The organism is Neobacillus niacini, assembly GCF_031457145.1.
GTDB classification, from domain to species: domain Bacteria; phylum Bacillota; class Bacilli; order Bacillales; family Cytobacillaceae; genus Neobacillus; species Neobacillus niacini_J.
The window spans coordinates 89,983-115,773 of sequence record NZ_JAVDVZ010000003.1; the positions used below are offsets into that span (position 1 = coordinate 89,983).

35 protein-coding genes and 1 other annotated feature are annotated in these 25,791 nt (G+C 37.3%); of the genes, 21 read left to right on the top strand and 14 right to left on the bottom strand.

Translation table 11 applies throughout. The features are described from left to right. Positions 1-25: 25 nt before the first annotated feature. Positions 26-505, bottom strand: coding sequence for a GyrI-like domain-containing protein (locus tag J2Y03_RS09415; RefSeq protein ID WP_132096218.1), 480 nt, complete (start codon positions 503-505; stop codon positions 26-28). A 128-nt stretch (positions 506-633) separates the two neighbouring features. Continuing rightward, the gene (guaC, locus tag J2Y03_RS09420; RefSeq protein ID WP_310193244.1) at positions 634-1,617 is read right to left on the bottom strand and encodes a GMP reductase; all 984 of its coding nucleotides are present in this window, start codon (positions 1,615-1,617) and stop codon (positions 634-636) included. A 443-nt stretch (positions 1,618-2,060) separates the two neighbouring features. Between guaC and J2Y03_RS09425 the strand changes: the two genes are divergently transcribed. The 7 genes from J2Y03_RS09425 (at position 2,061) to J2Y03_RS09455 (ending at position 7,850) form a co-directional block, all read left to right on the top strand. Next, complete coding sequence (locus J2Y03_RS09425) at positions 2,061-2,786, top strand: CAP domain-containing protein (RefSeq protein WP_396954195.1); 726 nt, start codon at positions 2,061-2,063, stop codon at positions 2,784-2,786. Between the two features lie 127 nt (positions 2,787-2,913). Beyond that, positions 2,914-3,528 carry an FMN-binding negative transcriptional regulator gene (locus tag J2Y03_RS09430; protein WP_310193249.1) on the top strand — a complete coding sequence of 205 codons (615 nt, stop codon included), beginning with the start codon at positions 2,914-2,916 and terminating at the stop codon, positions 3,526-3,528. 212 nt (positions 3,529-3,740) lie between these two features. Then, entirely contained in the window at positions 3,741-3,944 is a 204-nt protein-coding gene (locus tag J2Y03_RS09435) for a hypothetical protein (RefSeq protein ID WP_132096224.1), read from the top strand. Positions 3,945-4,234: 290 nt separating this feature from the next. Then, positions 4,235-5,302, top strand: coding sequence for a dual-specificity RNA methyltransferase RlmN (gene rlmN / locus J2Y03_RS09440; protein WP_310193252.1), 1,068 nt, complete (start codon positions 4,235-4,237; stop codon positions 5,300-5,302). 328 nt (positions 5,303-5,630) lie between these two features. Next, positions 5,631-6,158 carry a DUF3231 family protein gene (locus tag J2Y03_RS09445; RefSeq protein ID WP_310193255.1) on the top strand — a complete coding sequence of 176 codons (528 nt, stop codon included), beginning with the start codon at positions 5,631-5,633 and terminating at the stop codon, positions 6,156-6,158. Between the two features lie 163 nt (positions 6,159-6,321). Further along, positions 6,322-6,837, top strand: coding sequence for a TetR/AcrR family transcriptional regulator (locus J2Y03_RS09450; RefSeq protein WP_310193257.1), 516 nt, complete (start codon positions 6,322-6,324; stop codon positions 6,835-6,837). A 122-nt stretch (positions 6,838-6,959) separates the two neighbouring features. Continuing rightward, the gene (locus tag J2Y03_RS09455) at positions 6,960-7,850 is read left to right on the top strand and encodes a hypothetical protein (RefSeq protein WP_310193260.1); all 891 of its coding nucleotides are present in this window, start codon (positions 6,960-6,962) and stop codon (positions 7,848-7,850) included. 13 nt (positions 7,851-7,863) lie between these two features. Here the strand turns inward: J2Y03_RS09455 and J2Y03_RS09460 are convergent, their stop codons facing one another. The 3 genes from J2Y03_RS09460 to J2Y03_RS09470 all read right to left on the bottom strand — a co-directional run bounded on the left by J2Y03_RS09460 (position 7,864) and on the right by J2Y03_RS09470 (position 9,914). Then, positions 7,864-8,406: a chromate transporter gene (locus J2Y03_RS09460; protein WP_310193261.1), complete on the bottom strand. Its 543-nt coding sequence runs from the start codon at positions 8,404-8,406 to the stop codon at positions 7,864-7,866. 21 nt (positions 8,407-8,427) lie between these two features. Continuing rightward, entirely contained in the window at positions 8,428-9,051 is a 624-nt protein-coding gene (locus J2Y03_RS09465) for a chromate transporter (RefSeq protein ID WP_132096234.1), read from the bottom strand. A gap of 239 nt (positions 9,052-9,290) precedes the next feature. After that, positions 9,291-9,914: a chromate transporter gene (locus tag J2Y03_RS09470; RefSeq protein ID WP_310193264.1), complete on the bottom strand. Its 624-nt coding sequence runs from the start codon at positions 9,912-9,914 to the stop codon at positions 9,291-9,293. Positions 9,915-10,117: 203 nt separating this feature from the next. Here J2Y03_RS09470 and J2Y03_RS09475 point away from each other — a divergent pair, with 203 nt between their 5' ends. After that, positions 10,118-10,996: a LysR family transcriptional regulator gene (locus J2Y03_RS09475; protein WP_310193266.1), complete on the top strand. Its 879-nt coding sequence runs from the start codon at positions 10,118-10,120 to the stop codon at positions 10,994-10,996. A 204-nt stretch (positions 10,997-11,200) separates the two neighbouring features. On the opposite strand, the gene J2Y03_RS09480 is transcribed toward J2Y03_RS09475, so the two are convergent. After that, complete coding sequence (locus J2Y03_RS09480; RefSeq protein WP_310193267.1) at positions 11,201-11,350, bottom strand: hypothetical protein; 150 nt, start codon at positions 11,348-11,350, stop codon at positions 11,201-11,203. 100 nt (positions 11,351-11,450) lie between these two features. Between J2Y03_RS09480 and J2Y03_RS09485 the strand changes: the two genes are divergently transcribed. Next, positions 11,451-11,858, top strand: coding sequence for an NUDIX hydrolase (locus J2Y03_RS09485; protein WP_310193270.1), 408 nt, complete (start codon positions 11,451-11,453; stop codon positions 11,856-11,858). A gap of 63 nt (positions 11,859-11,921) precedes the next feature. Here J2Y03_RS09485 and J2Y03_RS09490 read toward each other — a convergent pair whose 3' ends face one another. Further along, on the bottom strand, positions 11,922-12,191 hold the full coding sequence (locus tag J2Y03_RS09490; RefSeq protein ID WP_132096242.1) for a DUF3949 domain-containing protein: 270 nt from the start codon (positions 12,189-12,191) through the stop codon (positions 11,922-11,924). Positions 12,192-12,224: 33 nt separating this feature from the next. Then, the gene (locus tag J2Y03_RS09495; RefSeq protein ID WP_132096244.1) at positions 12,225-12,431 is read right to left on the bottom strand and encodes a zinc ribbon domain-containing protein; all 207 of its coding nucleotides are present in this window, start codon (positions 12,429-12,431) and stop codon (positions 12,225-12,227) included. Positions 12,432-12,569: 138 nt separating this feature from the next. Here J2Y03_RS09495 and J2Y03_RS09500 point away from each other — a divergent pair, with 138 nt between their 5' ends. Both J2Y03_RS09500 and J2Y03_RS09505 read left to right on the top strand, forming a co-directional pair. Beyond that, positions 12,570-12,758 (top strand): hypothetical protein, encoded by a 189-nt coding sequence (locus J2Y03_RS09500; RefSeq protein ID WP_310193276.1) that lies wholly within the window; start codon positions 12,570-12,572, stop codon positions 12,756-12,758. Between the two features lie 149 nt (positions 12,759-12,907). Further along, positions 12,908-13,723 carry an HAD family hydrolase gene (locus J2Y03_RS09505; RefSeq protein ID WP_310193278.1) on the top strand — a complete coding sequence of 272 codons (816 nt, stop codon included), beginning with the start codon at positions 12,908-12,910 and terminating at the stop codon, positions 13,721-13,723. A gap of 45 nt (positions 13,724-13,768) precedes the next feature. Here J2Y03_RS09505 and J2Y03_RS09510 read toward each other — a convergent pair whose 3' ends face one another. The 3 genes from J2Y03_RS09510 to J2Y03_RS09520 are packed head-to-tail and all read right to left on the bottom strand — an operon-like array spanning position 13,769 to position 17,315. Beyond that, complete coding sequence (locus J2Y03_RS09510; RefSeq protein ID WP_310193281.1) at positions 13,769-15,640, bottom strand: PTS fructose transporter subunit IIABC; 1,872 nt, start codon at positions 15,638-15,640, stop codon at positions 13,769-13,771. A 2-nt stretch (positions 15,641-15,642) separates the two neighbouring features. Continuing rightward, complete coding sequence (gene pfkB, locus J2Y03_RS09515) at positions 15,643-16,569, bottom strand: 1-phosphofructokinase (RefSeq protein WP_310193283.1); 927 nt, start codon at positions 16,567-16,569, stop codon at positions 15,643-15,645. After that, complete coding sequence (locus tag J2Y03_RS09520) at positions 16,566-17,315, bottom strand: DeoR/GlpR family DNA-binding transcription regulator (RefSeq protein ID WP_310193286.1); 750 nt, start codon at positions 17,313-17,315, stop codon at positions 16,566-16,568. The genes pfkB and J2Y03_RS09520 overlap by 4 nt, the downstream gene beginning before the upstream one ends. Before the next feature lie 370 nt (positions 17,316-17,685). Here J2Y03_RS09520 and J2Y03_RS09525 point away from each other — a divergent pair, with 370 nt between their 5' ends. The 9 genes from J2Y03_RS09525 to J2Y03_RS09565 all read left to right on the top strand — a co-directional run bounded on the left by J2Y03_RS09525 (position 17,686) and on the right by J2Y03_RS09565 (position 24,046). Further along, entirely contained in the window at positions 17,686-17,970 is a 285-nt protein-coding gene (locus tag J2Y03_RS09525) for a YggT family protein (RefSeq protein ID WP_310193289.1), read from the top strand. Between the two features lie 153 nt (positions 17,971-18,123). Further along, positions 18,124-18,561: a GNAT family N-acetyltransferase gene (locus J2Y03_RS09530; RefSeq protein WP_310193291.1), complete on the top strand. Its 438-nt coding sequence runs from the start codon at positions 18,124-18,126 to the stop codon at positions 18,559-18,561. 49 nt (positions 18,562-18,610) lie between these two features. After that, the gene (locus J2Y03_RS09535; protein WP_165903243.1) at positions 18,611-18,751 is read left to right on the top strand and encodes a hypothetical protein; all 141 of its coding nucleotides are present in this window, start codon (positions 18,611-18,613) and stop codon (positions 18,749-18,751) included. A gap of 83 nt (positions 18,752-18,834) precedes the next feature. Next, positions 18,835-19,106: a binding site (T-box leader), on the top strand. 59 nt (positions 19,107-19,165) lie between these two features. After that, complete coding sequence (gene metG, locus J2Y03_RS09540) at positions 19,166-20,800, top strand: methionine--tRNA ligase (RefSeq protein ID WP_310193293.1); 1,635 nt, start codon at positions 19,166-19,168, stop codon at positions 20,798-20,800. 238 nt (positions 20,801-21,038) lie between these two features. Next, complete coding sequence (locus J2Y03_RS09545) at positions 21,039-21,545, top strand: GNAT family N-acetyltransferase (protein WP_132096260.1); 507 nt, start codon at positions 21,039-21,041, stop codon at positions 21,543-21,545. Further along, positions 21,542-21,991, top strand: a complete 450-nt coding sequence (locus J2Y03_RS09550) for a GNAT family N-acetyltransferase (protein WP_310193294.1) — start codon at positions 21,542-21,544, stop codon at positions 21,989-21,991. Before J2Y03_RS09545 ends, J2Y03_RS09550 begins: the two co-directional genes overlap by 4 nt. Before the next feature lie 18 nt (positions 21,992-22,009). Then, positions 22,010-23,023 carry a glutathione S-transferase family protein gene (locus J2Y03_RS09555; protein WP_310193297.1) on the top strand — a complete coding sequence of 338 codons (1,014 nt, stop codon included), beginning with the start codon at positions 22,010-22,012 and terminating at the stop codon, positions 23,021-23,023. Further along, complete coding sequence (locus J2Y03_RS09560; RefSeq protein WP_310193299.1) at positions 23,020-23,526, top strand: GNAT family N-acetyltransferase; 507 nt, start codon at positions 23,020-23,022, stop codon at positions 23,524-23,526. The genes J2Y03_RS09555 and J2Y03_RS09560 overlap by 4 nt, the downstream gene beginning before the upstream one ends. 10 nt (positions 23,527-23,536) lie before the next feature. Next, positions 23,537-24,046 carry a GNAT family N-acetyltransferase gene (locus J2Y03_RS09565; RefSeq protein WP_310193301.1) on the top strand — a complete coding sequence of 170 codons (510 nt, stop codon included), beginning with the start codon at positions 23,537-23,539 and terminating at the stop codon, positions 24,044-24,046. A gap of 43 nt (positions 24,047-24,089) precedes the next feature. On the opposite strand, the gene J2Y03_RS09570 is transcribed toward J2Y03_RS09565, so the two are convergent. Further along, on the bottom strand, positions 24,090-24,482 hold the full coding sequence (locus J2Y03_RS09570) for a YbaN family protein (RefSeq protein WP_132096268.1): 393 nt from the start codon (positions 24,480-24,482) through the stop codon (positions 24,090-24,092). Between the two features lie 143 nt (positions 24,483-24,625). Between J2Y03_RS09570 and J2Y03_RS09575 the strand changes: the two genes are divergently transcribed. After that, on the top strand, positions 24,626-25,081 hold the full coding sequence (locus J2Y03_RS09575) for a DUF2269 family protein (RefSeq protein WP_132096308.1): 456 nt from the start codon (positions 24,626-24,628) through the stop codon (positions 25,079-25,081). 108 nt (positions 25,082-25,189) lie between these two features. Here J2Y03_RS09575 and J2Y03_RS09580 read toward each other — a convergent pair whose 3' ends face one another. Further along, on the bottom strand, positions 25,190-25,363 hold the full coding sequence (locus tag J2Y03_RS09580) for a hypothetical protein (protein ID WP_165903244.1): 174 nt from the start codon (positions 25,361-25,363) through the stop codon (positions 25,190-25,192). Positions 25,364-25,553: 190 nt separating this feature from the next. Further along, positions 25,554-25,724 (bottom strand): hypothetical protein, encoded by a 171-nt coding sequence (locus J2Y03_RS09585; RefSeq protein ID WP_310193304.1) that lies wholly within the window; start codon positions 25,722-25,724, stop codon positions 25,554-25,556. Between the last annotated feature and the right edge of the window lie 67 nt (positions 25,725-25,791).

Genomic DNA, 25,791 nt, shown 5'->3' on the forward strand with positions numbered 1-25,791 from the left:
AACTTAATTTCTCCCTCTCATTTTCTTATTTTAAAGGGATCCAAATTTCGGAATAGTATTCTGGGCTTGATGGATCTCCGTTTGTATAGACTTCTAAGTTAGGGATACCAGCATGTTCATAATGACTGGATGGAAACCATTCTGAAAATATATGTTTCCAGGCGTGATGCATAGCAACGGGCATGGCTCCATGAACTTCGAAAACGCCCCACTTAGAAGCAGGGATATCCAGCTCCAAAAGACCTTCAGGTGTGTCACCAGTATAATCTGTTGCAATCCAGTAATCCATTAATTGGGATTGTGAATCTGGGTTATCCACACATACGCCAAGTACACCTTTAATTTCGCCATTATTCAATTGGAATAATAAATCGTTGGTTCCATCAACATGAACATCTTCCCACATCTTTGGTATCATAACTTGATTTTGTCCATTTACGCATGAAAACTCACGCTTTACACCAACAACTTTAAAGCTTTCTTTTTCGATAATTTTGTAATTCACTGGTTCTGCTCCTTTCTATTGGGTAATCCTTAATTCCATTTTTCAACTTCTGTTTCCAAATGTCCAGTATATCGATTGAAAAATAAAAAGAGAGCAAGAATATGAAATCTCGCTCATCCCACTGTGTCTTAATATATTTTATCACCGTTAAAGATTGAACTTTTTACAATGACATAGTCAACATAGCGGATTGCATCTAACTTATTTCCACCCGCATACGAAATCGAGGATTGGAGATCTTGCTCCATTTCTGTCAGAGTATCTTGTAAAGAACCTTTGTACGCAACAAACATTTTCTTGCCTTCAACATTTCTCTTTTCGCCCTTTTGGAATTCTGAGGCCGAGCCAAAGTATTCTTTAAAGCGCTTCCCGTCTTGCTCATATGTTTCTCCTGGAGATTCTTCATGACCAGCAAATAAGGAACCAATCATCACCATCTTTGCCCCAAATCGGACGGATTTGGCAATATCGCCATGGGTACGGATACCCCCGTCTGCAATCACCGGTTTACTAGCTGCCTTTGCGCACCATCTTAGAGCAGCTAATTGCCAGCCTCCCGTTCCAAATCCAGTCTTAATCTTTGTGATACAGACCTTCCCAGGTCCGATTCCTACTTTGGTTGCGTCTGCCCCTGCATTCTCTAATTCTCTGACCGCTTCCGGGGTTCCGACGTTTCCGGCGATTACAAAACTATTGGGAAGGTATTGCTTTATATGTTTGATCATCTTTACCACTGCGTCAGAATGACCATGTGCGATATCAATCGTTATGTATTCTGGTGAAAGTTGTTCGTCTGCAACTTGTTGAATAAATTGATACTCTCCCTCTTTAACCCCAACACTAATAGAAGCGTATAATCCTCTTGAATTCATATCTTTTATAAAAGAGATTCTCTTCTCTGGTTCGAAACGGTGCATAATATAAAAATAATTATTCTCAGCTAAGTAAATGGCGATCTTTTCATCAATAATTGTCTGCATGTTTGCAGGCACCACAGGGAGCCTAAATTTACGACCGCCAAAGGAAACTGATGTATCACATTCAGAACGGCTAGTTACAATACTTTTGGCTGGAACTAATTGAATATCTTCATAATCAAACACATTATCCATAATACCCCTCCTCAGAACACGACAAGTAGACATAAATTGAATACAAAACACAGTCTTTGCAAAGATAGGTTTTGTGGTTTCAAGGATTCTTATACATCAAAATGAAGTGAACGATGTAGGACATCGAACAGTTAATCTTTCTGTTAGTAATGATACTTATCTGAAATATTTGTTAAAAACGACCATTTTTTAGAATGTTGTCAAGTCCACTTTTTATAATATTTATTGGAATTTTTTCTATAAATTGGTAAATAACAGAATAGTAGAGTTCTGATAAAAAATATCTGAAATGGCTTATTTATGAAGACTCAATAGGATTTAGGATAAATAAAAAGAAATTTTAGTGCTTATACCTGTAAATTCCTCCCATAAATATGACAAAAATCGTATGTTACGATGAATTTGTTAAAAACGGCACTTATTTTTAGGAGGATGTTAAAATGATTAAGAAAAAAGCACTTCTAACCGTAGCAGCTGCTGCAGCTGTACTAATGGCAAATCCTACATTAAATAAAGCAGAGGCTGCTTCTTATACCCCTGAAGTCCAGCAAAAGGTTTATGTCTATCAAGGATCTAATATGAATGAGATTAATAGTATAATTGAAAAATATCTTGCAAGCTTTGGCATCACAATGCCACAAACTACCGGGAAGCAGCCAGTTCCGACGCAACCAACTCAACCAACTCAACCAGCACCAACACAGCAACCTGCACAGCCAACTACTCCACAACCGGAGCAGCAACAACCTGTGAAAGCACCCCAGCCAACTACGCCGCAAGCTGAAAGTACTTTAAGTGCTTATGAGCAAAAAGTGGTCGACCTAACTAATCAAGAACGTGCGAAAAATGGTTTACCAGCACTTAAAGTAGATTTGACACTTAGCAAAATGGCACATGAAAAATCTCGTGATATGTCCGCGAATGGATACTTTAGCCATACAAGCCCGACATACGGTTCACCATTTGATATGATGAAAAAATACGGGATTTCGTATCGTTCTGCTGGTGAAAATATTGCCATGGGACAGCGAACACCTGAGGAAGTGGTCAAAGCTTGGATGAATAGTGAAGGTCACCGCAAGAACATCCTTAGCTCCAACTTCAACTATATTGGTGTTGGTTATGTCTCACAAGGCAACTATTGGACACAGGAGTTTATCGGTAAATAAGATCAAAAAAGCTTGGGGAATGAACTTTCCTCAAGTTTTTTTGACTATTAAATATTAATAGAACAGGTTTTTTCAATTAGACGGAGAATATGACAATAAATAACATAATGGAACGGAGAGTTGGAAAATGTATATCCCTAAACATTTTAATATCGAGGACGAATCAGTTATCTATGATTTGATTGAAAAAAATAGCTTTGCTACCTTGTTTTCTCAACACAATGGTGAACCATATGCCACACATCTCCCGCTGCTAGTAAATAAAGATGAGGGTTTTTTGTATGGACATTTTGCCGGTCCAAACGAGCAGTGGAAGGATATTGAAAATCAAAATGTTCTTGTTATCTTTCAAGGTCCTCATTGCTATATCTCACCATCATGGTATGAGACCAATCAAGCCGTACCAACCTGGAATTATGTTACTATTCACGTCTATGGACAGTTGGAGATTGTCGAAGAAGAGCAGGAAGTTTATGAATCGTTGTTAGATATGGTAAATAAATATGAAAAACCAGACAGTACCTATCATTTAGAGGATGTTGATGACAAATACATAATGGGAATGAGTAAAGGCATTGTAGGTTTTAAAATCCAAATAAATAAAATTGAGGGAAAAGCGAAACTAAGTCAAAATCATACAACTAATCGACAAGAATTAGTCATTAAACAACTAGAAAAATCTTTAGATCAAAATAATATACAAATAGCCGAGCTTATGAAGAAAAATCCCCTTAATGATTAATAATGGGATATAGCGAACAGTGCCTGGCACTGTTCGCTAGGTCATTATTATAAGGTATTGCCTGATTTGGTTTGGTGAGCTCTGGTCCGGAACAGGATGAATTTGAAAATGATATATTTGATGTCTTTGATGAACATAATTAGTAATGGAATAGCCAAAGCTTAATGACCTGTGAAATTAGAGTACCAATTGAATCCTAAGGAGATGCTTTTATGAAATTCGGAATCAGGAAGCCGAGCTTGAAGAAAAGAATTTCAGCGAGAACGAGCATTAAAAGACAGATTGTCCACCGTGCAGGATTGAAAATGCCTAGGGGATATGGATGGCTAAGAAACCCAAAAAAGTATGCCTATAACAAGGTCTATAATCGTACAACGTTTGATATTTTTAAATTAATCAAAAAGCTCTTTAAATAAGAGCTTTGCTACCTCAATAATCTATAGATTTATATTTCATGAATGAATTAACGGTATCTTTTTAAAGAGGTACCGTTTTCAACGTTTTGGACTATGTCTATTAAAATGCATGATAATGGGAACGTAAAATTTAGCATAATAGACAGGAACTTCTTGCCAAGCGACGCTATAGGTTATGAGGAAGCTATGTTTCGTGGTAAAATGATAAAATGACTACCAAGTAGAATTATATAAATAAAGCAACTTGGTTTTGAAAAATTAATTTTATATTATGAAGAGAGTGGAAACTTATGAATAAAGAATCCATATATGGATTAACTATAGAGCAATTGTCTGCATGGCTCATCGATCATGGGCATAAAAAATCTAGGGCATTACAAGTCTGGGATTGGCTTTATCGGAAGCGTGTCACAGAATTCGCAGATATGACAGATGTGAATCAAGACTGTGTGCAATTACTAGAAGACAACTTTGTCATCCAAACCTTATCCCAGCATATAAAGCAGGAATCAGCAGATGGAACCATTAAGTTTTTATTTAAATTGCAGGATGGTAACTTGATTGAAACGGTTATGATGAGACATAAATACGGTCTATCGGTTTGTGTAACCACGCAAGTAGGCTGTAACATTGGCTGCAGTTTTTGTGCCAGTGGATTATTAGCGAAAAGCCGGGATTTATCGAGTGGGGAAATTGTCGAGCAGATTATGAATGTTCAACTTCATCTTGATCAAATGGGTAAAGGCGAAACCGTGAGTCATGTCGTCGTGATGGGAATTGGTGAACCATTTGATAATTTTGAAAATCTGTTAAACTTTTTAAAGGTAATCATCGATCATAAAGGACTTGCGATTGCTGCTAGACGCATTACCGTATCAACCAGCGGCCTCGCCAACAAAATTTATGAATTTACTGATACCCAGATGCAGGTAAACTTGGCCATTTCTTTACATGCGCCAAATAATGAGCTTCGGACGCGGATTATGAAAATAAACCGCGCGATTCCGATTGAAAAACTAATGGAATCGATGAAGTACTATGTAGAAAAAACCAACCGTAGAATTACAATTGAATACATTCTCTTGAAGGATGTCAATGACCATAAGGATGAAGCCGAACAACTTGCGGACCTTCTTAGTGCACTAAAACAACAGGTATATGTAAACTTAATTCCCTATAATCCTGTGGATGAACATAGTCAATATCAAAGAAGTGAACTTGAATCAGTCCTGGCTTTTTATGATACGTTGAAAAAGCGGGGGATTAATTGCAAAATCCGCCAGGAGCATGGAACAGATATTGATGCGGCTTGCGGTCAATTAAGAAGCAAACAAATCAAAAAGGCTGAAGCCCAATAATGATTTTAGATGGGTAGATTAAATACCTAAAGTGATCAATGCAAACCAAAGTAGAAAAAATAAGGTGCCTAATCTCCAATGCGGAATGCATGGGGGGATTTGGTGCTTTTTTTGGATTTTACCCGTATGCTACTATTGATGGTTTAAAGTTTAAGGCTATTGTGTAGGCATTTAGGTTCTTTAAAGCTTAATTACGTGTCAAACTATTTAGATACAAGTAAAATCAAATTAGGCGAACTGTGGATGTCACTGTTCTTCATTTGTATGCTGTAGAGCTTAAATGGAAATAATACCATCAACAAATCCAAGTTTGGTGGGAGTATCCAACATGAAATTATTTGATCTAATTCAAGATGTATTTGAACCATTTATGGACGATAAGAAAAGACCATTAAATGTTATGGAGGTTTCCAACCTCTGGTTTTTTCTTTTAGGTACTGAAACGACAATGCGAAACCAAGAAATCGGTTGCAATCTGGCCCAAGATCTTGAATTGAAACAAATTTTAAAGGATATAAAGGATACCGTCCATATTCCAATTAGAGATGAGCTGAAAGAGTTCCTACAAAAAGAAGGTATTCCACTTCCTCAAAGCACACCTGAAAAACCTGCTGGTGATTTTCGAAACATACCAGAAGGTGCTAAATTAAATGATGAAGAATTGGCTAATTTAATGTCCTATAATCTTGTGCTGGGAGTGACTTATGCTTCTAAAGGACTCACGGAATCTATTCGGGCGGATGTTGGTTTAATTTTTTCAAAGATTATCTTAAGGATGACAGCGGCCGGTTTAACGATGAAACAATATTTGGATCGCCATGATTGGCTTCGTGTTCCTCCATTTTATAAGGCGTAAGTTTAAGATATTTATGAAAGAGAATGTCCTTCATGGTCTAAATGAGGGGCATTTTATTTTAGCTGCCTAATTGGTATCCATCTATTGACAAAAATGAGTGTATTCATTATGATTTATTTATTAATCAATAAATAAATAAATCGTGATAAGGATGGTAGCAAACGTGGCAGTCCGAGAAGATAAAAAAGAAATCATTATAGAAAATGCTGTAGGAGTCTTTGCAGAGAGGGGGTATTACAAAGCGACGACGGCAATGGTTGCAAAGGCTGCTGGAGTGACACAGCCCTATGTGTTTCATTTTTTTGAAAACAAGGAAGAATTATTCAAGGCTGTAATTGATCGAGCATTTGGCCGCATCTATTATACTTTTTCTGAGGTTAATGCACCTGCGGATCAATTAATCGAAACGATGGGGCATGCATTTGAACAAATTATTCAAACACATCGTGATGAGGTATTAATGGTGATGCAGGCACATGCCATTTCTGATACTGGTATACGCGACCATGTCAGCAAACTATTTCTCAAGATGTTTGAATCCTTATCAATGAAATTTGAAAATGCAGGTATTTCAAATGCAAAGGAGACAGCTGCCCATTTTATTGGCACAGGACTTTTAATAACTTTAGCAGAAGTATTGAATCTACCGCAATTAACCCACGGGAAAGATAATTGTTAAAAAAGGAGTATCAGTGCTCTTTTTTTTGAAGTAGCATTTATTGATTAATAAATAAATTTTTTACCCTATTATTTATTGATTAATAAATAAATAAAAAAATCTAACGAAAGAAGGGATTTTTCATGTTGAAGTATATAAAAGCTAATCGAAATGAAGCAGAACTCTCAGTTAAGCTATTTGAAGGAGAAAGAAGCCTTGTAATCACTGGAACCATTGGATTTATTCTCTCGGTAGGAATTGCAATTTATATATTTTTTCAGGGTCCTATTATTTCTCCTGAGGGTAATGTAAGGGATGCATTTTCCTTTAATGCCGCAATCGGCATTTTTATAATTTCAATTGCTGCAGTATTACCCCTAACTAAACTTGGAACAGGTAAAAGGAAAGTAGTGCGGTGGTTTTTTATCCTATCAAGTTTATATTCATATACGATTGAAACAGTTCAAAATTTTAGAGGGATTAGTCCAAGATTTACTCGTGAAGGAACTGCTGTTGATATAATTGCTGGAATGATATTTGGGGTAGTTTCGTTAGTGCTTGTAACTCTAGCCATCATTCTTGCTCTCCATTTTTTTCGAATGAAAAAACCTTATGAACGTCCTTTACTAATAATAGGGATTCGTTATGCATTTCTCTCTGTCCTTGCAGCGAATGTTGCTGGTATATGGATGATACTGCTTCAAGACCGTCTTACAGGGGATGGGGGTAATGTAATAGTCCTGCATGGACTTGGGTTTCATGCACTACAAACATTAATAGTGCCAGCTTGGCTTTTAGAAAAAGCAAATGTAAAGGAGAGCTTAAAAAAGCGGCTAATCCATTTTAGCAGTATCGCTTGGATGCTTTCCATACTATTCATAGGAATCCAAACAGCCATGGGCCGTACAGTCTTTGAGTTAACTACATTTCCAATCCTTGCATGCCTCTTTACCCTTGTTTGTCTAGGGATAACAATAGCTGCATGTGTATTACTTATTAAACAAAGGGAGCCCATATATCAGCGATTTTTTTAAGCGTATTGGCTTATTAAGAATAGAGGGCTACACCCAGCAAGCCAGAAAGTATAATGACATAGACTGGATTCCAACGGAGTTTTAATAAGGCAAATAAGGATAGTCCAAAGATGAGACAATAGCTTATAGAACGGAAAGAGATACCCAAGTTTATCATGTTATTGGCTAATGCAAATTTTATTGCAGCAAAAATGATTAAACTAGTAACTAGGGGCTTTAATCCATAAAACATTCTTTCGACCAAAGGATTATGATGTAGTTTAACAAAAAACGCTGCTACCGTAATAACTAAGATTAAGGAGGGCAGCAAAATACCTATGGCTGAAACAATAGCCCCGCTAATGCCTGCCGCTGAATAGCCTATTAGGATTGCACTATTGGCGGCGATGGGTCCTGGAGACATTCCCGCAATCGCAATCATATTCGTCAACCGTTCTGCAGATATCCATCCATATTCCGTTACAGCCTTTTCAATAATAGGAATCATCGCATAGCCTCCTCCAAAGGAGACAAAGCCTGTTATAAAAAATGTTTTAAAAAGTTCCCACAATACCATGACACTGCACCCTCCTTTTTCTTAAATACCAGCACCCATGAAATAATCAGGATTAATGGTTGGATCTTCGTCTTTACTCTTTTGCAAGTCAATGTTGTAGCCCAATTTTCTTTTAAGGGGGACAACAATTAATCCTGTTATGGCTCCAAAAAGAATGGCGATAACCGGATGGATGAAAAACAATACAGGCACCCCGGCAGCCATAATGAAGTAGGTAGTCTTGTCGGAAATAGCGGTTTTTGCTATTTTAATTGCGGCATAAACAATGATTGCAACAATCGTCACTCGTATCGATACGAATGCAGCTTCTAACTTTGGATTATCGTGTATGTAATAATAGGAAACTCCTAAAGTTAGAACAATCAGAAAGGTAGGCAGCGAGACACCAATCATAGCGGCTAGTGCCCCTCTTATTCCAGCTATTCTGTACCCGATAAATGTTGCTGTATTTACCGCAACCGCTCCAGGTACAGTTTGAGATAAGGCAATTACATCGTTAATATCATCATTTGTTAACCATTTTCGCTTTTCTACTATTTCTTTTATGATAAACGGAATCATGGCATAGCCCCCGCCAAACGTCACAGGACTAATCTTGAAAAAAGTCCAAAAAATATGAAACACCAACTTCCATTGCACTTGCATCAATACCCTTCTTTCAATGTGGACCAAAGAATTAACTTTCAATCAACCTATAAATATAGTACTAGCATCCTATATAAAGGTACCAAAAGAGAGAAGAAGGGTAAATGGCAACAAATGTAAATGATTGTTATTGTTATGTGGTGACAGGCACCGCAAAAGTACAACTGTCCACCTCAGGTGTACAAAAAGGGGGAGGAGAAAATTAAGTTCCCACATTCAAATCTCTTATCTCCCTGTTTTTAAATTCCAGCACCCATAAAATAATCGGGGTAGTTAGAATGATCATCTTTCTTATTATGTTTGATTTCCTTACTTTCACGGCCTATTTTTTTCTTAATAAACGTCGCTGCTAAGCCAATTAAGGACCCAAGAAAAATCGCAACAATCGGATGTATGAAAAACAGTGCCAGAACTCCTGCAATCATAATACAGAAGGTGGTCTTATCAACAATGGCTGTTTTTGCTATTTTAATAGCTGCATAGGCAATTATCGCTACAATGGTAATTCTAATGGAGGTAAAGGCAGCTTCTAGCTTTGAATTATCATGAATGTATAAATAGGAAATCCCTAATGTTAGAACAATTAAAAAAGTCGGCAGGGAAACACCAAGCATGGCTGCAAGCGCCCCTTTTATGCCACCGAGTTTGTGGCCAATAAATGTCGCAGAGTTAACCGCAACCGCTCCAGGGACTGTTTGAGATAAAGCAATCACCTCAGTAACTTCTTCAGTCGTTAGCCACTTATTCCTTTCAACGATTACTTTTATGATTAAGGGGACCATGGCATAGCCCCCACCAAACGTAGCAGGACTGATTTTGAAAAAGGTCCAAAAAATGTAAAACAGTTTTTTCCATTCCCCCATCATTAACACCCTCCCATTCCCCCGTTCAGATATGTTTCCAACTTTTGAATCGTGGTTTCTTTCTACCTATTACGTTACCAGATATTCGTTAGATGATAAATTGCAACTAATTAATAGGGTATAACAAAAACGTATAGCTAACTGATTCTTATCAAATTGATTATGGTACTATAAAAGCATAGTTGGCTTTGGAGGGGAATCTATTGAACATAGAAAGCTTGCAAATGTTTTGTTTAGTTGTGGATGAAGGCAGTATCAGTCAAGCAGCTCGATTAAGCTTTGTATCTCAGCCTGCTGTTACGAGGCAGATTCATCAATTGGAAGACTCATATGGAACATTGTTATTTGACCGTACGGATGGAAAACTCAGGGTAACAGAAGCAGGAAAAATGTTGTACCCTTTTGCGAAAGCAATTGTTGGTGATTATAGCCGTTCTAAAGAAGTCATTAAACAAGCAATGGGACAAAATAATATTAATCTTAATGTTGGCGCAACCTTTACTATTGGAGAATATTTATTACCCAGTTTGTTAGGTAAGTTTAAAAAACAACAGCCTGAAATAAGAGTAACTTTGACCATAAAAAATACTCCCGGCGTGTTGGAGGATTTAGCCAATGATGTCATCGATATGGCTTTAGTAGAAGGGATTGTCGAGAGGAACGACTTTATTGTTGAGGAGTATGCGGATGATGAGCTCATCCTTGTATGTTCGCCTGACCACACTTGGGACATGCAGATTCAGATCGAAGAGTTGTTAAATGAACGAATCATTTTGCGTGAATCGGGTTCGGGAACACGGGTGATTGTTGAAAACATGTTAAGAGAAAACGGGATTTTAGATAAAATTGATAGCTATATGGAATTAGGCAGCACCCAGGCAATCAAAAGTGCTGTAGAAGCAGGGCTCGGAATCAGTATTCTTCCCAGATTAACGGTAGAAAGGGAGCTTGGGCTTAATCTCCTCCGTGAAATAGACATAAATGGTGTTACAATCATGAGGAAATTATGGCTTGTAAAAAAACCCCAACGCTTTAACAAACCCGGCGTCTCACAATTCTTAGAGTTCATCCATAATAAATGATGTAGTTTCAGGTATTCCTTTGATTAATTGTTAAAATCTTAAAGCCGATTTTAACGTGGAAATAGTTAATTAAATTTTGTTCCAAAAGCAAAAAGTTTAAGAAAAGAGCCTTGATAAAAAAACTAAACGACCGTTTGATTAAATCGCTACAAGTGATGGTACATAAGGTTTTGCAGAACTAATCAAACGTTCGTTTAACTTGAATTAATGTTGCCCTTTACTATTTGGGTCCTCAATCGGAACATTCTTCGGTCGTTCTGGATAGTTTGCCTTACCTTCATCATCCGGACCAGTTAGCTGGTTTCTTTGATTCAAGACTTTCCCTGTATATTCGATAGGATTATTTTTTGACATGATTAACACCTCCATGTCATAGTATGCTTGAAAAGCAGATGACAAATTCAAAGAGAAGAGATTAGATTATTTCTAGGGACCCAGAGTGGAGGCGAGAAAAATGGCAGTACCAAAACATATCCTTTCAGCGGCAGCAATTGTAATAAATGAAAAGAATGAAATTTTATTAATCAAGGGACCAAAAAGAGGCTGGGAAATGCCTGGGGGACAGGTGGAAGAAGGGGAATCCCTAACTAACGCCGTCATTAGAGAAACAAAGGAAGAATCAGGGATAGACATTGAGGTTGTGAAATTTTGTGGGATTTTTCAAAATGTAGAGGATTCCATTTGTAACACATTATTCTTAGGGAAGCCGATAGGCGGTGAATTAACGACCAGTCCAGAAAGTCTAGAAGTTGGTTTCTTTCCACTAGAAGAAGCTTTAGAAATGGTCACTTGGAATAACTTTAGACAAAGAATTGAATATTGTTTAGATGAGAAACATCAACCCTTTTATATTGGATTTTAGTAGCATGAAAATTATATTACAAAAGCGGCACCTAATAAGGCACCGCTTATTTTTATGAGTTTGTTATCTCGCCACTTTTCCTCGATTTTTCACTTTATAGACAATCGTTGCGAAGATATTCGCAAGGAAGAAAATAAAACTCCCCTGTACATTAGCATGTAATACTTGCTCTTCAAATTTCATATTTTCCATCATTTCACCTTGACTTATACCGTTCTTCTCATTCGCTCTCCGCATCTTTTCCATTTGCTCTACATAACGATATTGAAAAGGTATCAAAATCAAAGATAGTAAAATGTAACCTCCAACAAAAATGATTACTGCTTCACTCATCTGGAAATTCCCCTTTATTATATTAGTTTATAATTAACCGCCAAAAAATAAATCAAGGATATTAGAAGTCTTGGAAGTTTTCTTATTATAAAATTCAGAGTACCCGCAGTTTTTACAAAAGACGACGATAAACGTGTTATGCTGGAGATCAAACATTTTAGATAAACCTGTTCCGGTCATCGCCACTTCTTTTTGCCCAGTGTCCCTAGACCCGCATTTCAAACATCCTTTTTCGCTCATTGAAATCCCTCCCTGTAAAATCCTTTCCATAAATTTACGTAAGTGTAATCAAAAGGTTTCATAATAATCAAAAGCTTCCGCTTGTAGCCTAGTAAGAAAAAGGGTAAAATTCAATAAAACTAGAAAAGAGGGATGAAAGTGCCATTTGATATTACAATGCTAGGCATGGGTTATTTTAGCCTTGATGCGGCAGCGGTCGATAAGAGTCCAAGCGAAATGGTTATCGCTGACGATAAAGAGGAAACCTTTTACATCGTATCAAGGGAAATTTACGAAGCTGGACCAAAGCAAGAAGGATTTAAAATCATGGTAAACGAAGGAGAGTAAAGGTACTCTCGACAAACAGAGAAGCGTGATGATATACGCTTCTTTTTGGTTATGGTGATAAGCTGGACTTCCAAATTTAAACTTTTTTTATTCGCAGAATATCTGATATAGTAGTCTTTGAGAAAGATAGGGAAGGACTGAATACTTACATGAAATGTTTCTCAATCGATTTAGATGGTACTTTATTAAATTCTGACCATGATATATCTGAAGCAAACCTACAAACCATCAATGAATTGCATGAACAAGGTCATTCTGTTATTTTGAACACAGGCAGGGCTTATGCCGATGTTGTAAAAATAAAAGCATTACAAAATTTAGAGATTCCTATTTTTTGTGTGAATGGATCTGTTTTATTCTCGGCATCCAAAGAACTGCTTTTTGAGGCAACCATACCGAATGAAATCTATAAAGAACTTTTTCCGATATTAAAGGGCTTAGGTGTTGGGATTTTAGTCTATACCAATTATGGAGGTTTTCCGTCGACTTTACCGCCATTGCATAACAAAAGTAAAGAAGAACTCAATGCTCTTTTTGAAGAATTCAATTACGATGAAATTCTTGAAAAAGTTCAATTGAAAATCTATAAATTAATTGCTTTAACACACCATGATCAATTGGAAAAAGTGGAAGAGGTTAAGAAGGCACTAGAAGGTAAGTTTGAGATTTCAATGGCATCCTCATTCCCAAATAATGTTGAAATTACCTCTAATGAAGCTCATAAAGGTAAAGCATTATTACGCTACCAGAAAATGATGAATCTGGACTTTGAGGAGATTATTGCCTTTGGTGACGGTGGTAATGATCTTGCTATGTTCGAGGTAGCAACCACTTCTGTTGCAATGGGGAATGCCCCGCTTCATGTACAGCAAAAAGCGGACATCGTTACAAAATCTAACGATGAAGATGGATTTGCCTACGCTGTTCGTCATTTACTTAATTTGAATACAGTTACTAGTAATTAATAAGGAAAAGCCCAATTTCCCGTAGTGGAAAATTGGGCTTATTTTTTAATCGGTCACTGGCTTTTTCAGCATTCCCATAAGTAAAGCTGAAATAATTGCTCCTACCACTACCGCTAGTAAATACATTAACCAATTACCATCCACGAGTGGAATAACGAATACTCCACCGTGCGGAGCGCGAAGTCCAATACTGAACATCATCGATAAAGCACCAGCAACAGCTGAACCTGCCATCACAGATGGAATGACACGAAGTGGATCGGCTGCTGCAAATGGAATCGCTCCTTCGGTAATAAAGGATAGCCCCATAATATAGTTTACTTTACCTGCTTCTCGATCTTGCTTGCTGAACTTCTTCTTAAACAGAGTAGTTGCAATCGCGATCCCTAATGGAGGTACCATTCCTGCAGCCATGATCGCGGCCATTGGTTCATAAACTCCATTTGCTAACAAACCTGTACCAAAAACATAGGCTGCCTTGTTAACGGGACCACCCATATCAAACGACATCATTAAGCCTAAAATAATTCCAAGTAAAATCGCATTTCCAGTACCTAGACCTGATAACCATTCAGAGATGGCTGTATTTAAAGCGCCAACAGGCTTATTGATAACAAACAACATAATAAATCCGGTTAAAGCGATCCCTAGTAATGGGTATAAAAGAATGGTTTTAATCCCTTCTAAAGATGAGGGCATTCCAGCTAATAGCTTTTTCAAGCCTACTACTAAATAACCTGCTAAGAAACCTGCAACAAGTCCACCTAAGAAGCCTGCTCCACCGCTAGTAGCCAACATCCCGCCAACCATACCTGCAGCAAAGCCAGGACGGTCCGCAATACTCATGGCAATAAATCCTGCTAAAATTGGAACCATTAAGGCGAATGCATTTCCGCCGCCAATGGTCATTAGTGCTTCAGCTATTGGATGATAGGTTGGATCATTAGGATTTGCTGAATTAATTCCGAACATAAAGCTGATTGCGATTAAGATACCACCACCGACCACGAACGGAAGCATATTAGAAACACCATTCATTAGGTGTTTATAAATAGTCGATCCGATTCCTCTTCCTGTTTGTTCGCTTTCCTGACTTGATTTTCCGCTGCCGCTGTATATTGGAGCATCTTGCTTTAATGCCCTTTCGATAAGTTCTTTTGGCTTCCGAATCCCATCAGCAACGGGTGTTTCTAATACATGCTTGCCATTGAAACGATTCATTTCTACTTTTGTGTCAGCTGCAACAATAACAGCAACGGCATTTTCAATTTCTTCTGCTGTTAGAACATTTTTAGCACCGCCGGAACCGTTTGTCTCAACCTTAATATCAACACCCATTTCTGCTGCTTTAGATTTTAAAGAATCAGCAGACATATATGTGTGGGCAATACCTGTTGGGCAAGCTGTTACAGCAACGATAAATTGTTTCTTACCGGCCATGGATTGTTCTTCTTCTTTTTCCTCTTGGTCATGAGAATTAACAATATTTAATACTTCATCCGCCGTACTAGCTTCTAAAAGCTGTTTACGTACTTCATCTTTTAATAGAATCGTCGAAAGTCGAGAAAGAGCTTCTAAATGTGTATTGTTAGCGCCTTCGGTAGCTGCAATCATAAAGAAAAGGTGAGAAGGCTGACCATCAAGAGATTCATAGTTTACACCAGCTTTTGATCTTCCGAACGCAATTGCAGCATGTTTAACAGCGTTTGTTTTGGCATGGGGGATTGCAATACCTTCACCAATCCCTGTTGTGCTTTGTTCTTCTCTATTAATAATTGCCTTTTTATATTCTGCGCGATCATTTAACTTGCCTGCATTGTCAAGAACCGATACTAACTCTTCAATTGCACCGGTCTTTGTTGAACTTGTTAATGAAAGGTTGATGGTTTCTTTTGTTAATAACTCTGTAATCCTCATCATCATTCTCCTCTTAGTTTTGTCTTTTCTACTTTTACTTGAGGGAGCAAGCCTTCCATTTTTTCGCGTGTGCATAATCCAATCGAAAAGGCAGTTGCACTTCCGGCCGCCACGCTAAAACGAAAAGCTTCTTCTATTGATTTTGTTTTTGCATAGGTTGCGAGAAATCCAGCAACCATTGAATCTCCTGCACCCACTGAGCTTTTTACTTCTCCTTTAGGGACAGTTGCTGTGAAGTTTTGGTCCTTGTTGATAAGGACAGCTCCTTTTTCAGCAAGTGATACAATTACATTTTGAGCACCTTGGTTAATAAGCTCTCGTCCATAGGAAATCGCCTCTTGTTTTGAGGTAATCACCGTATTGAATAAATCACCAAGCTCATGATGATTTGGTTTTATCAGAAAAGGTTTTAATGGAAGAACTTTTTTCAGTAATTCTCCTTCCGCATCGACCACAAATTTTGTACCATTTTCATTACATAGTTTCACAAGCTCTTCATACGTATTTTCAGGCATAGTAGAAGGTATGCTTCCGGCAAGAACGAGGATATCTTCGCTTGTTAGTTCACGAATTTTTCTTTTCAAGGATTCAAAGTTTTCAACTGTAATGTTAGGTCCTTTAGCATTAATTTCTGTTTCTTTTTCGGACTTAAGCTTTACATTGATTCTGGTATCTTCAGTGACTTTCACAAAGTCTGTTTCTATTTCTAGAGATTTTAGGAATTCTTCGATATATTCACCAGTAAAACCGCCTAGGAATCCAAGGGCACGGCTGTCAACATCTAACCGTTTTAATACTTGAGAAACATTGATTCCTTTTCCACCGGGAAACTTAGTTTCATTTTTCGTACGGTTTAACTCACCAAGAGTTACTTGGTCAACTTCTACGATGTAATCAAGTGATGGGTTTAAAGTAACGGTATAAATCATGAGGTAACCACCTTTATTTTTGTCTTACTTTGATATTGCTCTTGCGTATCAGGGTCTAATTCATTTGTAATAATGGTTGCTAGGTGAAGGTCTGCTATTTTTGCAAAAGCGATTTCTGAAAACTTAGATTCATCTGCTGCTACATATGCTTCTCGTGATAATGCAATCGCGTGCTGCTTTATCATCGCTTCTTCAGGATCTGGCGTGGTATAGCCAAATTGAGAATGAATCCCGTTCACTCCCAAAAAGCACTTATCAAAACGGTAATGTTCCAGACTGTCAAAAGCACCGCGGCCAATTAGCGCTTTTGTCGTTGGCTTTGCAAAGCCTCCTATTAAAAAGGTTTTTATATTTTTTTCAATTAATTCATTTACGTGTGTTAATCCATTTGTTACAACTACAATGTTTTCTGGAAGAAAAGGAATCATTTCAAAAATAGTAGATCCAGCGTCCAGATAAATACAATCACCCTCATCGACTAAACTGCTCGCATACTGTGCTATGTGACGTTTGGTTTGAAGGTTTTTGGAGGATTTCTCAGTCATGCTCGGTTCTTGAAGTTTTCCCTGCAGCCTAGCTGCACCCCCATGAACTCTTTTGAGAAGATTTTCTTGTTCCAATTGTATAAGGTCTCTGCGAATAGTTGAGTCAGAAGAATTCGTTAATTCTACGAGTTCTTGAAGCTTAATAGTGTTTTTTACTTTCAATGCTTCTAATATGATTCGATGGCGTTCTGGCTCTAACATCAATACCGCCTCCTAAGTTTTTTGCATAGCAAAATAACTAAAAACGCTTTCATTTTTTCTAACCTCATTTTACACCCAGAAATAATAAAAATCAATCATAAAAGTTCAAAAACATTCACGTTCATTTAAAAAACTCCAAACTAAAAGGATGCTTAATTGCATCCTTCTAATAAGTAGTGTTACATAGTATAATAATTTTAACCTGAAACATAGGTGTCGATGATATTTTGAGCCTTTTAGACTTTTCACGCTTTTTAGAAATAAGTCAGTTTTAGTAAAAAATATAGATATATTTGAAACCTTATTGAGTATAATACGTATATGTAACTGTTAAAGATGAGAAAATTATTTATAGATAGGAAGAATAAATTTGGGCGAAATTATTTTAGTAATAGGAAAGTATATCTATGATATTTATTATTGGTTAATCTTGATTAGTATTTTTGGTTCCTGGTTTCCTCAATTTCAGTCATCCAAGATTGGAATGCTGGTGGGTAGACTCGTCAACCCTTATTTATCTATCTTTAGGAAATTTATCCCGCCTTTAGGTATGATTGATTTCTCACCAATTGTTGCGATCATCGCCTACAGCTACATAGGGAGATTTGCTCTTATGGGTCTAAGCGAATTATTACTCATGCTAGGTGCATTGTAACAAATTCATAACGTGTTCTATAGGGCCTTACTTACATTTCACTGTAAGTGAGGCCTTATTTCTGTTTGTTCTAACGAGCAGGTAATGTTCTGAGTAACACTAAACTGGTAAATTGGGTTATTCTGAAAATAGGATGAAAAAAAGGGGGATATCATGAGTATTCAGAGAGCTACCATAAATGAACTTAATTTCTTAACAGAACTATTTGATTCCTATCGAGTGTTTTATCAGCAGGAATCGAATCTTGAAGGTGCAAGAAACTTTTTAAAAGAAAGATTAGAAAACGAGGATTCAATCGTTTTTATTGCCTATGATGAGGGTAATCCGATTGGCTTTGTTCAGTTATATCCGACCTTTTCGTCTGTAAGTATGAAACGGTCATGGGTATTAAACGATTTATTTGTAAATGAGACTGCCCGCAAAAAAGGTTTTGGAGAGAAATTAATAAAAACGGCAATTGATTTTGCAGGGGATACAGGTTCAAAAGGAGTATCCTTAGAGACAGGTAATGATAATGTGACCGCACAAAGACTTTATGAAAAAATAGGTTTTAAGAAGGAATCAAATTATTTTTACTATTTTTCGTTCTAATTGCACAAACTACCTCTTGAGGGAAAATTAATCTGGAGGTAGGCAAAACTTGAACAATAATAATGAAACTTCAACTATTTTTTCAAATGAAGCACTGCGCGGTAAACCCTATCTTGATATTGACCGTGTTATTACAGAAGTGAAAATTAACAATGATCACGAGAGAAATGACGATCAATTAGATACGTAGAAGGATTTGAATAAAGAGGCGGAAGCCTCTTTTTTTATTGACTTTTGGGAATTTATTGAATAATATATGGTTACATTTATCAAATAAAGGCATTGAAGAGAAAAAGTAAAATGAACTTGTTTATTCACAGAGAGCTTCGGCAGCTGAAAAGAAGCAAAAACACTCATTTGAACAATGGTCTCTGAGCTTCGTACTGAACATACCATTGGTATTAGTAGGCTGCGACGAGTTTTGGCGCTCGTTATCAATGTCACAGTATAAGAGTAGAAACATACTCCGTACTTGCTGAGGCAAATGGTGTGAGCTATTTGCGAAATAAGGTGGTATCACGTGGAATTCAAACCTCGTCCTTAACTTTTATAGTTAGGGACGGGGTTTTTTTATTTTTATTATGAAAAATGGAGGTCTTACAAGATGAGTATTTTTATTGGCGGTGCATGGGCTTATGCGAACGGTTCACTGCATCTTGGTCATATTTCTAGTCTGCTTCCTGGGGATATTTTGGCAAGATATTACCGGTTAAAAGGGGAACAAGTACTATATGTTTCCGGAAGTGATTGTAATGGAACGCCGATTACCATACGTGCAAAACAAGAGGGAGTATTACCAAAAGTTATTACGGATCGATATCATCAAGAATTTGTAGATTGTTTTTCAAGATTAGGATTTACCTATGATACCTATACGCGAACTGATACAGATCATCATCATAAAATTGTTCAAGAAATTTTTTTACAGCTTTTAGATAAAGGTCTTATCTATAAAAAAGAAATTGAACAAAACTATTGTGAAAATTGTTCCCAGTTCTTACCTGAACGATATGTTGAAGGAATCTGTCCAGTATGCAAAGAACCATCTCGCGGGGATCAGTGTGATCATTGCTCCACTATACTTGAACCACTTGAATTACTGAATAGCAGGTGTAAAATCTGCGGACATCCACCTACTACAAGATTCACGGAGCATTTCTACTTTTCGCTAAGCTCCCTTCAAGATCAACTAGAAAACTATGTTCAACATGCAGAAAATAATAAGCTATGGAGAGACAATGCGATTTCTCTTAGCAAGCGTTATTTAAAGGAAGGGTTACAGGATCGAGCAGTATCTCGTGATTTGCCTATAGGAGTAAGTGTTCCTGTTGCTGGATTTGAAGAAAAGAAGATCTATGTATGGATTGAAGCTGTTTCAGGATATTATACTGCCAGTAAGCTGTGGGCAAAGGAAACGGGAAAGGATGACACACAATTTTGGAATTCAAAGACTGAATCCTATTACATTCACGGGAAAGATAATATTCCGTTCCACTCGATCATATGGCCAGGAATTTTGGCTGGTCTAGGGAAAGAACCATTGCCAACTCATATTGTATCCAATGAATATTTGACATTGGAGAAGAAAAAATTATCCACCAGTAGAAATTGGGCCGTGTGGGTTCCTGATATTTTAGAAAGGTATGATCCTGATTCCATTCGATATTTTTTAACGATCAACGCTCCGGAAAGTCGAGACGCTGATTTTTCATGGAAAGAATTTATTTATAGTCATAATAGTGAATTGTTAGGGGCATATGGTAACTTAGTTAATCGGACATTGAAATTTATTACTAAATCATTTGATGGGATTATTCCGGAAAAGGCTATTTCTCCTATCATTCAAGATAAAGTCGAATCTTTATATGAGGAAACTGGCCGCTTAATTGAGACTGCCTCCTTTAAACAAGCCTTGGAAAAAGTATTCGGGCTGGTTCGATTTTCAAATAAATATTTTGATGAGCAGCAGCCTTGGAAGCAGGTCAAGGAAGACTCAGAATCATGTGAACAAACTCTTGCAAATTGCGTATATTTAATTGCTAACGTAGCACATATCTTAACGCCGTTTCTTCCGTTTTCGAGCGAAAAGGTTAAAAAGATATTAAATACTTCAGAGACGAATTGGAAACCCGTTTTGGTTAAACCAATAGTATTATTAAATGTTGAGCCGTTATTCGAACGAATCGATCCAACAAGAATAGCAGAAGAGCTTGAAAGGTTACAAAAGCAAACTGTATAGGAAATACGAGTTTAGAAGATTTTTTGATGACCAAAAATCATATAAAAAAAGAAAAGTGGTAACCATGAAGGGCCTATGGTGACCGAAAATCACATAAAAAGAGAAAAGTGGTAACCATGAACGGGCTTCTTATTGAATGACCTCAGCCAAGGACGGACATTGAATTATATTATCTATCTTTTTCGAATTTTAGTAATATAGTAGGTATATCGTTTATTTTGTAAAGGGAGGGTGTCCCATGGAAATTAGACAACTAACTTCATCGGATGCAGAAAAATACTGGGATCTAAGGTTAGAGGCCTTAAAGCAAGCCCCGGAGGCATTTTTAACTAGTTATGATGATGCGATAAAAAGAGAAAATCCAGTCGCTCAGGTTGCACGGAACTTCACAGATGAAGAGAATTATACCTATGGGGCGTTTGAAGGTGACGAGCTTATCGGAGTTGTAACACTGCTTCAAGAGAAGGCTGAAAAAATCCAACATCGAGCGAACATTTATGCCATGTATGTCACACCAAGGAAACAAGGTTTAGGTGTGGGCAAAGCATTGGTAACAGAAGCGATTAATAAAGCAAAATCAATAGAAGCCATTGAAAAAATAAATTTATCAGTTGTTGCAAGCAATGAAGCAGCGAAAAGGTTATATACGAGTCTAGGCTTTAAGGTATATGGACTAGAAGAAAAAGCCATGAAAGTAAATGGTGCCTATTTGGATGATGAACATAGGGTGCTGCATTTAAAATGAACACATTGACCATTAGACAAGCAAACATACAAGATCTACCTAAAATAGTACCCATATTTGATTCCTACCGTGAGTATTTTAAACAGGTAAAAGATCCAGTAATGGTGGAACGTTTTTTGTTTGAGAAATTTGAACACTTGGATTCCGTTATATTTATTGCTGAGCAACAAAATGAAGTCATTGGATTTGCACAACTTTATCCGATTTTTTCCTCTTTAACATTACAACGTGTTTGGTTGCTGAACGATTTTTTCATAGCTGAGGAATTCAGGAATTGTGGTGTTGGGACACAGCTCTTTGCGAGAGTAAAGGAATTTGCATTAATAACTAAGTCAAAAGGTATAGAACTTTCAGTGGAGCATACCAATATCAAAGCATGGGAGTTTTGGGGAAAACAAGGATTTAAACAAGATGAAGAATTTCGGTATTACTTTTATAAACTTTAATAAAGAGGAGAATAAATAATGGCACATAATGAGCAAGGAAGCGTTGCGGCTGAAATCAAAGCCGATGGTTCGTTTAATCGCCAGAAAAATAGATTTGACACTCCGTTTGGATTTGGTGAAGGTGAACTTCCAGTGGAAGCAGGAAGATATCGTCTTCTATGGTCTGCTGTATGCCCATGGGCACATCGCTCAGTAATTGTTAGAAAAGTACTAGGCTTAGAAGAAGTAATCAGTTTAGGTACGGCTAGTCCCATGCGTCCTAAGCTCCCACATGTAGATTGGGAATTTTCATTAGATGAAAATGGTGTAGACCCGGTATTGGGTATTCGCTATATGAGTGAAATATATAAGAATACCGATCCTGATTATTCAGGAAGACCGACTGTTCCGGTTATGGTGGATGTGAAGGAAAATAAGGTTGTGAATAATGATTATTTCAAACTAACAAACTATCTAGAAACAGTTTGGGCACCATTCCACAAGGAAAATGCGCCAGATTTGTATCCTGAATCCATACGCGGGGAAATAGATGCGCTGAATGATGTCATCTTCCATGATGTGAACAATGGGGTCTATAAATGCGGCTTTGCCCAAACCCAGGAAGCCTATGAGCTGGCATACGATACCTTGTTTGCTAGATTAGATGAATTAGAGGAACGCCTATCGAAACAACGTTTCTTATTTGGAGATTATATTACAGACTCCGATGTTCGGCTTTACGCTACCTTAGTCCGTTTCGATGCTGCCTATTATTCTGCCTTTAAAACAAATCGAAATCGGATTGTTGATTTTCCAAATCTTTGGGGTTATTTACGAGATCTATATCAAACACCTGGTTTTGGTGATACGACGGATTTTGATGCTATTAAAAGGCATTATCATCTATCAAACCATATCGCAAGTAATGATCAAAAAGGACACAATAGCATTCTGCCAAAGGGACCGGACCTATCAGGACTTCTCACTGGGCATAACCGCCAGGAATTAAGTAATAAGAATGTAAAGTTTCTGATCAAAGGAGGAAGTCAATGAATATTCGTGAAGCTGTGGAAAGTGAATTAGCTTACATTCGAGAACAAAGAGTAAACTCTTATGAAGAACATGCAGCAAAAATCCCTGAGGGTCATTGGCAGGCTCTGAAGCAGGGAATCTCTTCAAATGCAGATACACAGCCAGGTGTTGAGTTGCTTGTAGCGGAGGTAGATGGTGACATTTTAGGAAGTGTCGCTTTGTTTCCAGCAAAAACGGATGCCTATGAGGGATATATTGAGGAGTTGGACTATCCTGAAATTCGAATGCTCGCGGTTTCTCCTTCAGCGCGAGGCAAAGGGGTAGCCGCTGCCTTGATTTCAGAATGTATCAACCGTGCTAAGAAGAAAGGGCATAACGAAATTGGCCTTCATACAGCGGATTTTATGAAGAGTGCGATGAGTTTATATGAACGGTTAGGTTTTGAGCGATTACCACAATACGACTTTGAACCAGCTAATGATGGAATTATTGTTAAAGCCTATCGGCTCACTTTCAATAAGTAGGGAAATCGTTATGATTATAATTTGTAAAGCAAATCTAGAACATGTGCAAGGAATAGCCAAGGTTTGTTCTGATGGTTATCGGGCTACATATGGTGAAACACATTCTCGAGAATATATTGAAAGAATCATGAAAGAGTTTTACAACACAGAAAGAATACTAAATGAAGTATCAAATACAAGCAGGCAGTGGGGAGGTTACTTTGTAGCGGTCGAAAATGGCGAAGTAATCGCTGCAGGCGGGGGCGGGATGATTAACGATTCCGCTGGTGAAGTTTTTGTGTTGTATCTGAATCCTAACCGGCGTAATGAAGGAATTGGAACCAAGCTATTAGCTGCTATTACGCAACAACAGAAAGATGAATTTCATGCAAGAGAGCAGTGGGTTTCCGTTCAAAAAGGCAATAACAAAGGTATTCCTTTTTATGAAGCAAGAGGATTTATTTTTCAACATGAACAGCATGGGTTCGGTAATGTAGAGGGAGAAAACTACCTATCATTAAGGTATTGTCGTTCAATTTAATTGATATAAAAAACACTTGTCATGATTGTATGACAAGTGTTTTTTAATGGTTATTAACAGTAGCTTCACGAACCGTTTTTATTTTAAAAATGAAATAATAATATTTATAAAATACGATTAATACGAGCAAAACCTTGACCATCAAGCTATCGAGGATGAAGAAGGGAATGGCGATCATCGCATCCGCAAATAACAGAATCGTTAGCTTCTGTTTTAAGGTCATCGCTTTCTCTTTTACGAAGGTTTCCAAATGGCGTTTATAGAGTTTTGTCCCCTTAAACCAGCGTTCAAATCGTTCAGACCCCTTTACAAAGCAGTAGGAAGCTAATAATAATAAGGGTGTTGTCGGTAATACAGGTAAAATCAGGCCCAAAACTCCTAAACCCAGGGACATAAACCCGATGATAATATATATAAATTTAACAATTTTTCTCAAATTCGTTACTCCCTTCAGCCAGGTTCATCTTTATTATATCACTAAAAAAAGGAAGTTTTATGACAGATTACTCACATAAAAACCGTTTCAACCACCATTATGTTAAAATAGTGATGTCTAGAAGATGGGAGTTGATCGTAAAAATGATTACTTTTTATAAAATAATTGTAGTTATACATATTTTCTCTGCGATTTTAGGAATGGGACCAGGTTTTATCTTAACAACTGTTGTAAAATCCGGAAAAACAATGACAGAATTAAGACATTCCTACGCCCTTAGACATAAACTGCATATCTTTGTTATGGTAGGCGGCACACTCCTGCTCGTAACGGGATTACTAATGGGCTTTATGAATCCAAGCCTATTTCGGATGGGGTGGTATGTTACAAGTCTGGTACTTTTTTTAGCAGCACTTGCGAGCGGTCCACTATTATTATCACCAAGGTCCAAACCGGTAAAGGAATTGTTAGCATCCCATAAGGGTGAGGAAATTCCAGACGAGTATTTCCGATTATCAAGAATTCTGTTTCGTTATGAGCACCTAGCAAACGTGATTTTTATCATTATTATTGCCTTGATGATTTTGAAACCATTTTAAAAATGTCAATTTACCATATATTATGTAATAATGGAATGAAAACAGGCTGGTGAGATCGATTAATCTCACCAGCCTGCGGGAATTGTAATTATCCCTTTAAAGAATCAATTAAAACCAGAATCGGTCTCTTCTGTCTCTTCTGTCACTACGTCTGTCGTCTTTTCTGTCTTCATCGCCAATAATTCTTACTCTATCAGCACGGATAATAACTTCTTCTGCATCAATAAAGACTCTTCTGACTTCTCTGCGCTCATCATCACGACGTCTTCCATCATTACTCATTCCATATTCCCCCTTTCAAGCTTGTACTTTAAAATATGCATGTACAAAAATATGTGATTGGACAATTACACAAACCATTTTAAAAATGTCAATTTACCATATATTGTGTAATAATGGAATAAAACAGGCTGGTGAGATTGATTTATCTCACCAGCCTGCGGGAATTGTAATTATCCCTTTAAAGAATCAATTACCAGAATCGGTCTCTTCTGTCTCTTCTGTCACTACGTCTGTCGTCTTTTCTGTCTTCATCGCCAATAATTCTAACTCTATCAGCACGGATAATAACTTCTTCTGCATCAATAAAGACTCTTCTGACTTCTCTGCGCTCATCATCACGACGTCTTCCATCATTACTCATTCCATATCCCCCCTTTCAAGTTTGTACTATAAAATATGCATGTACAAAAATATGTGTTTGGACAATT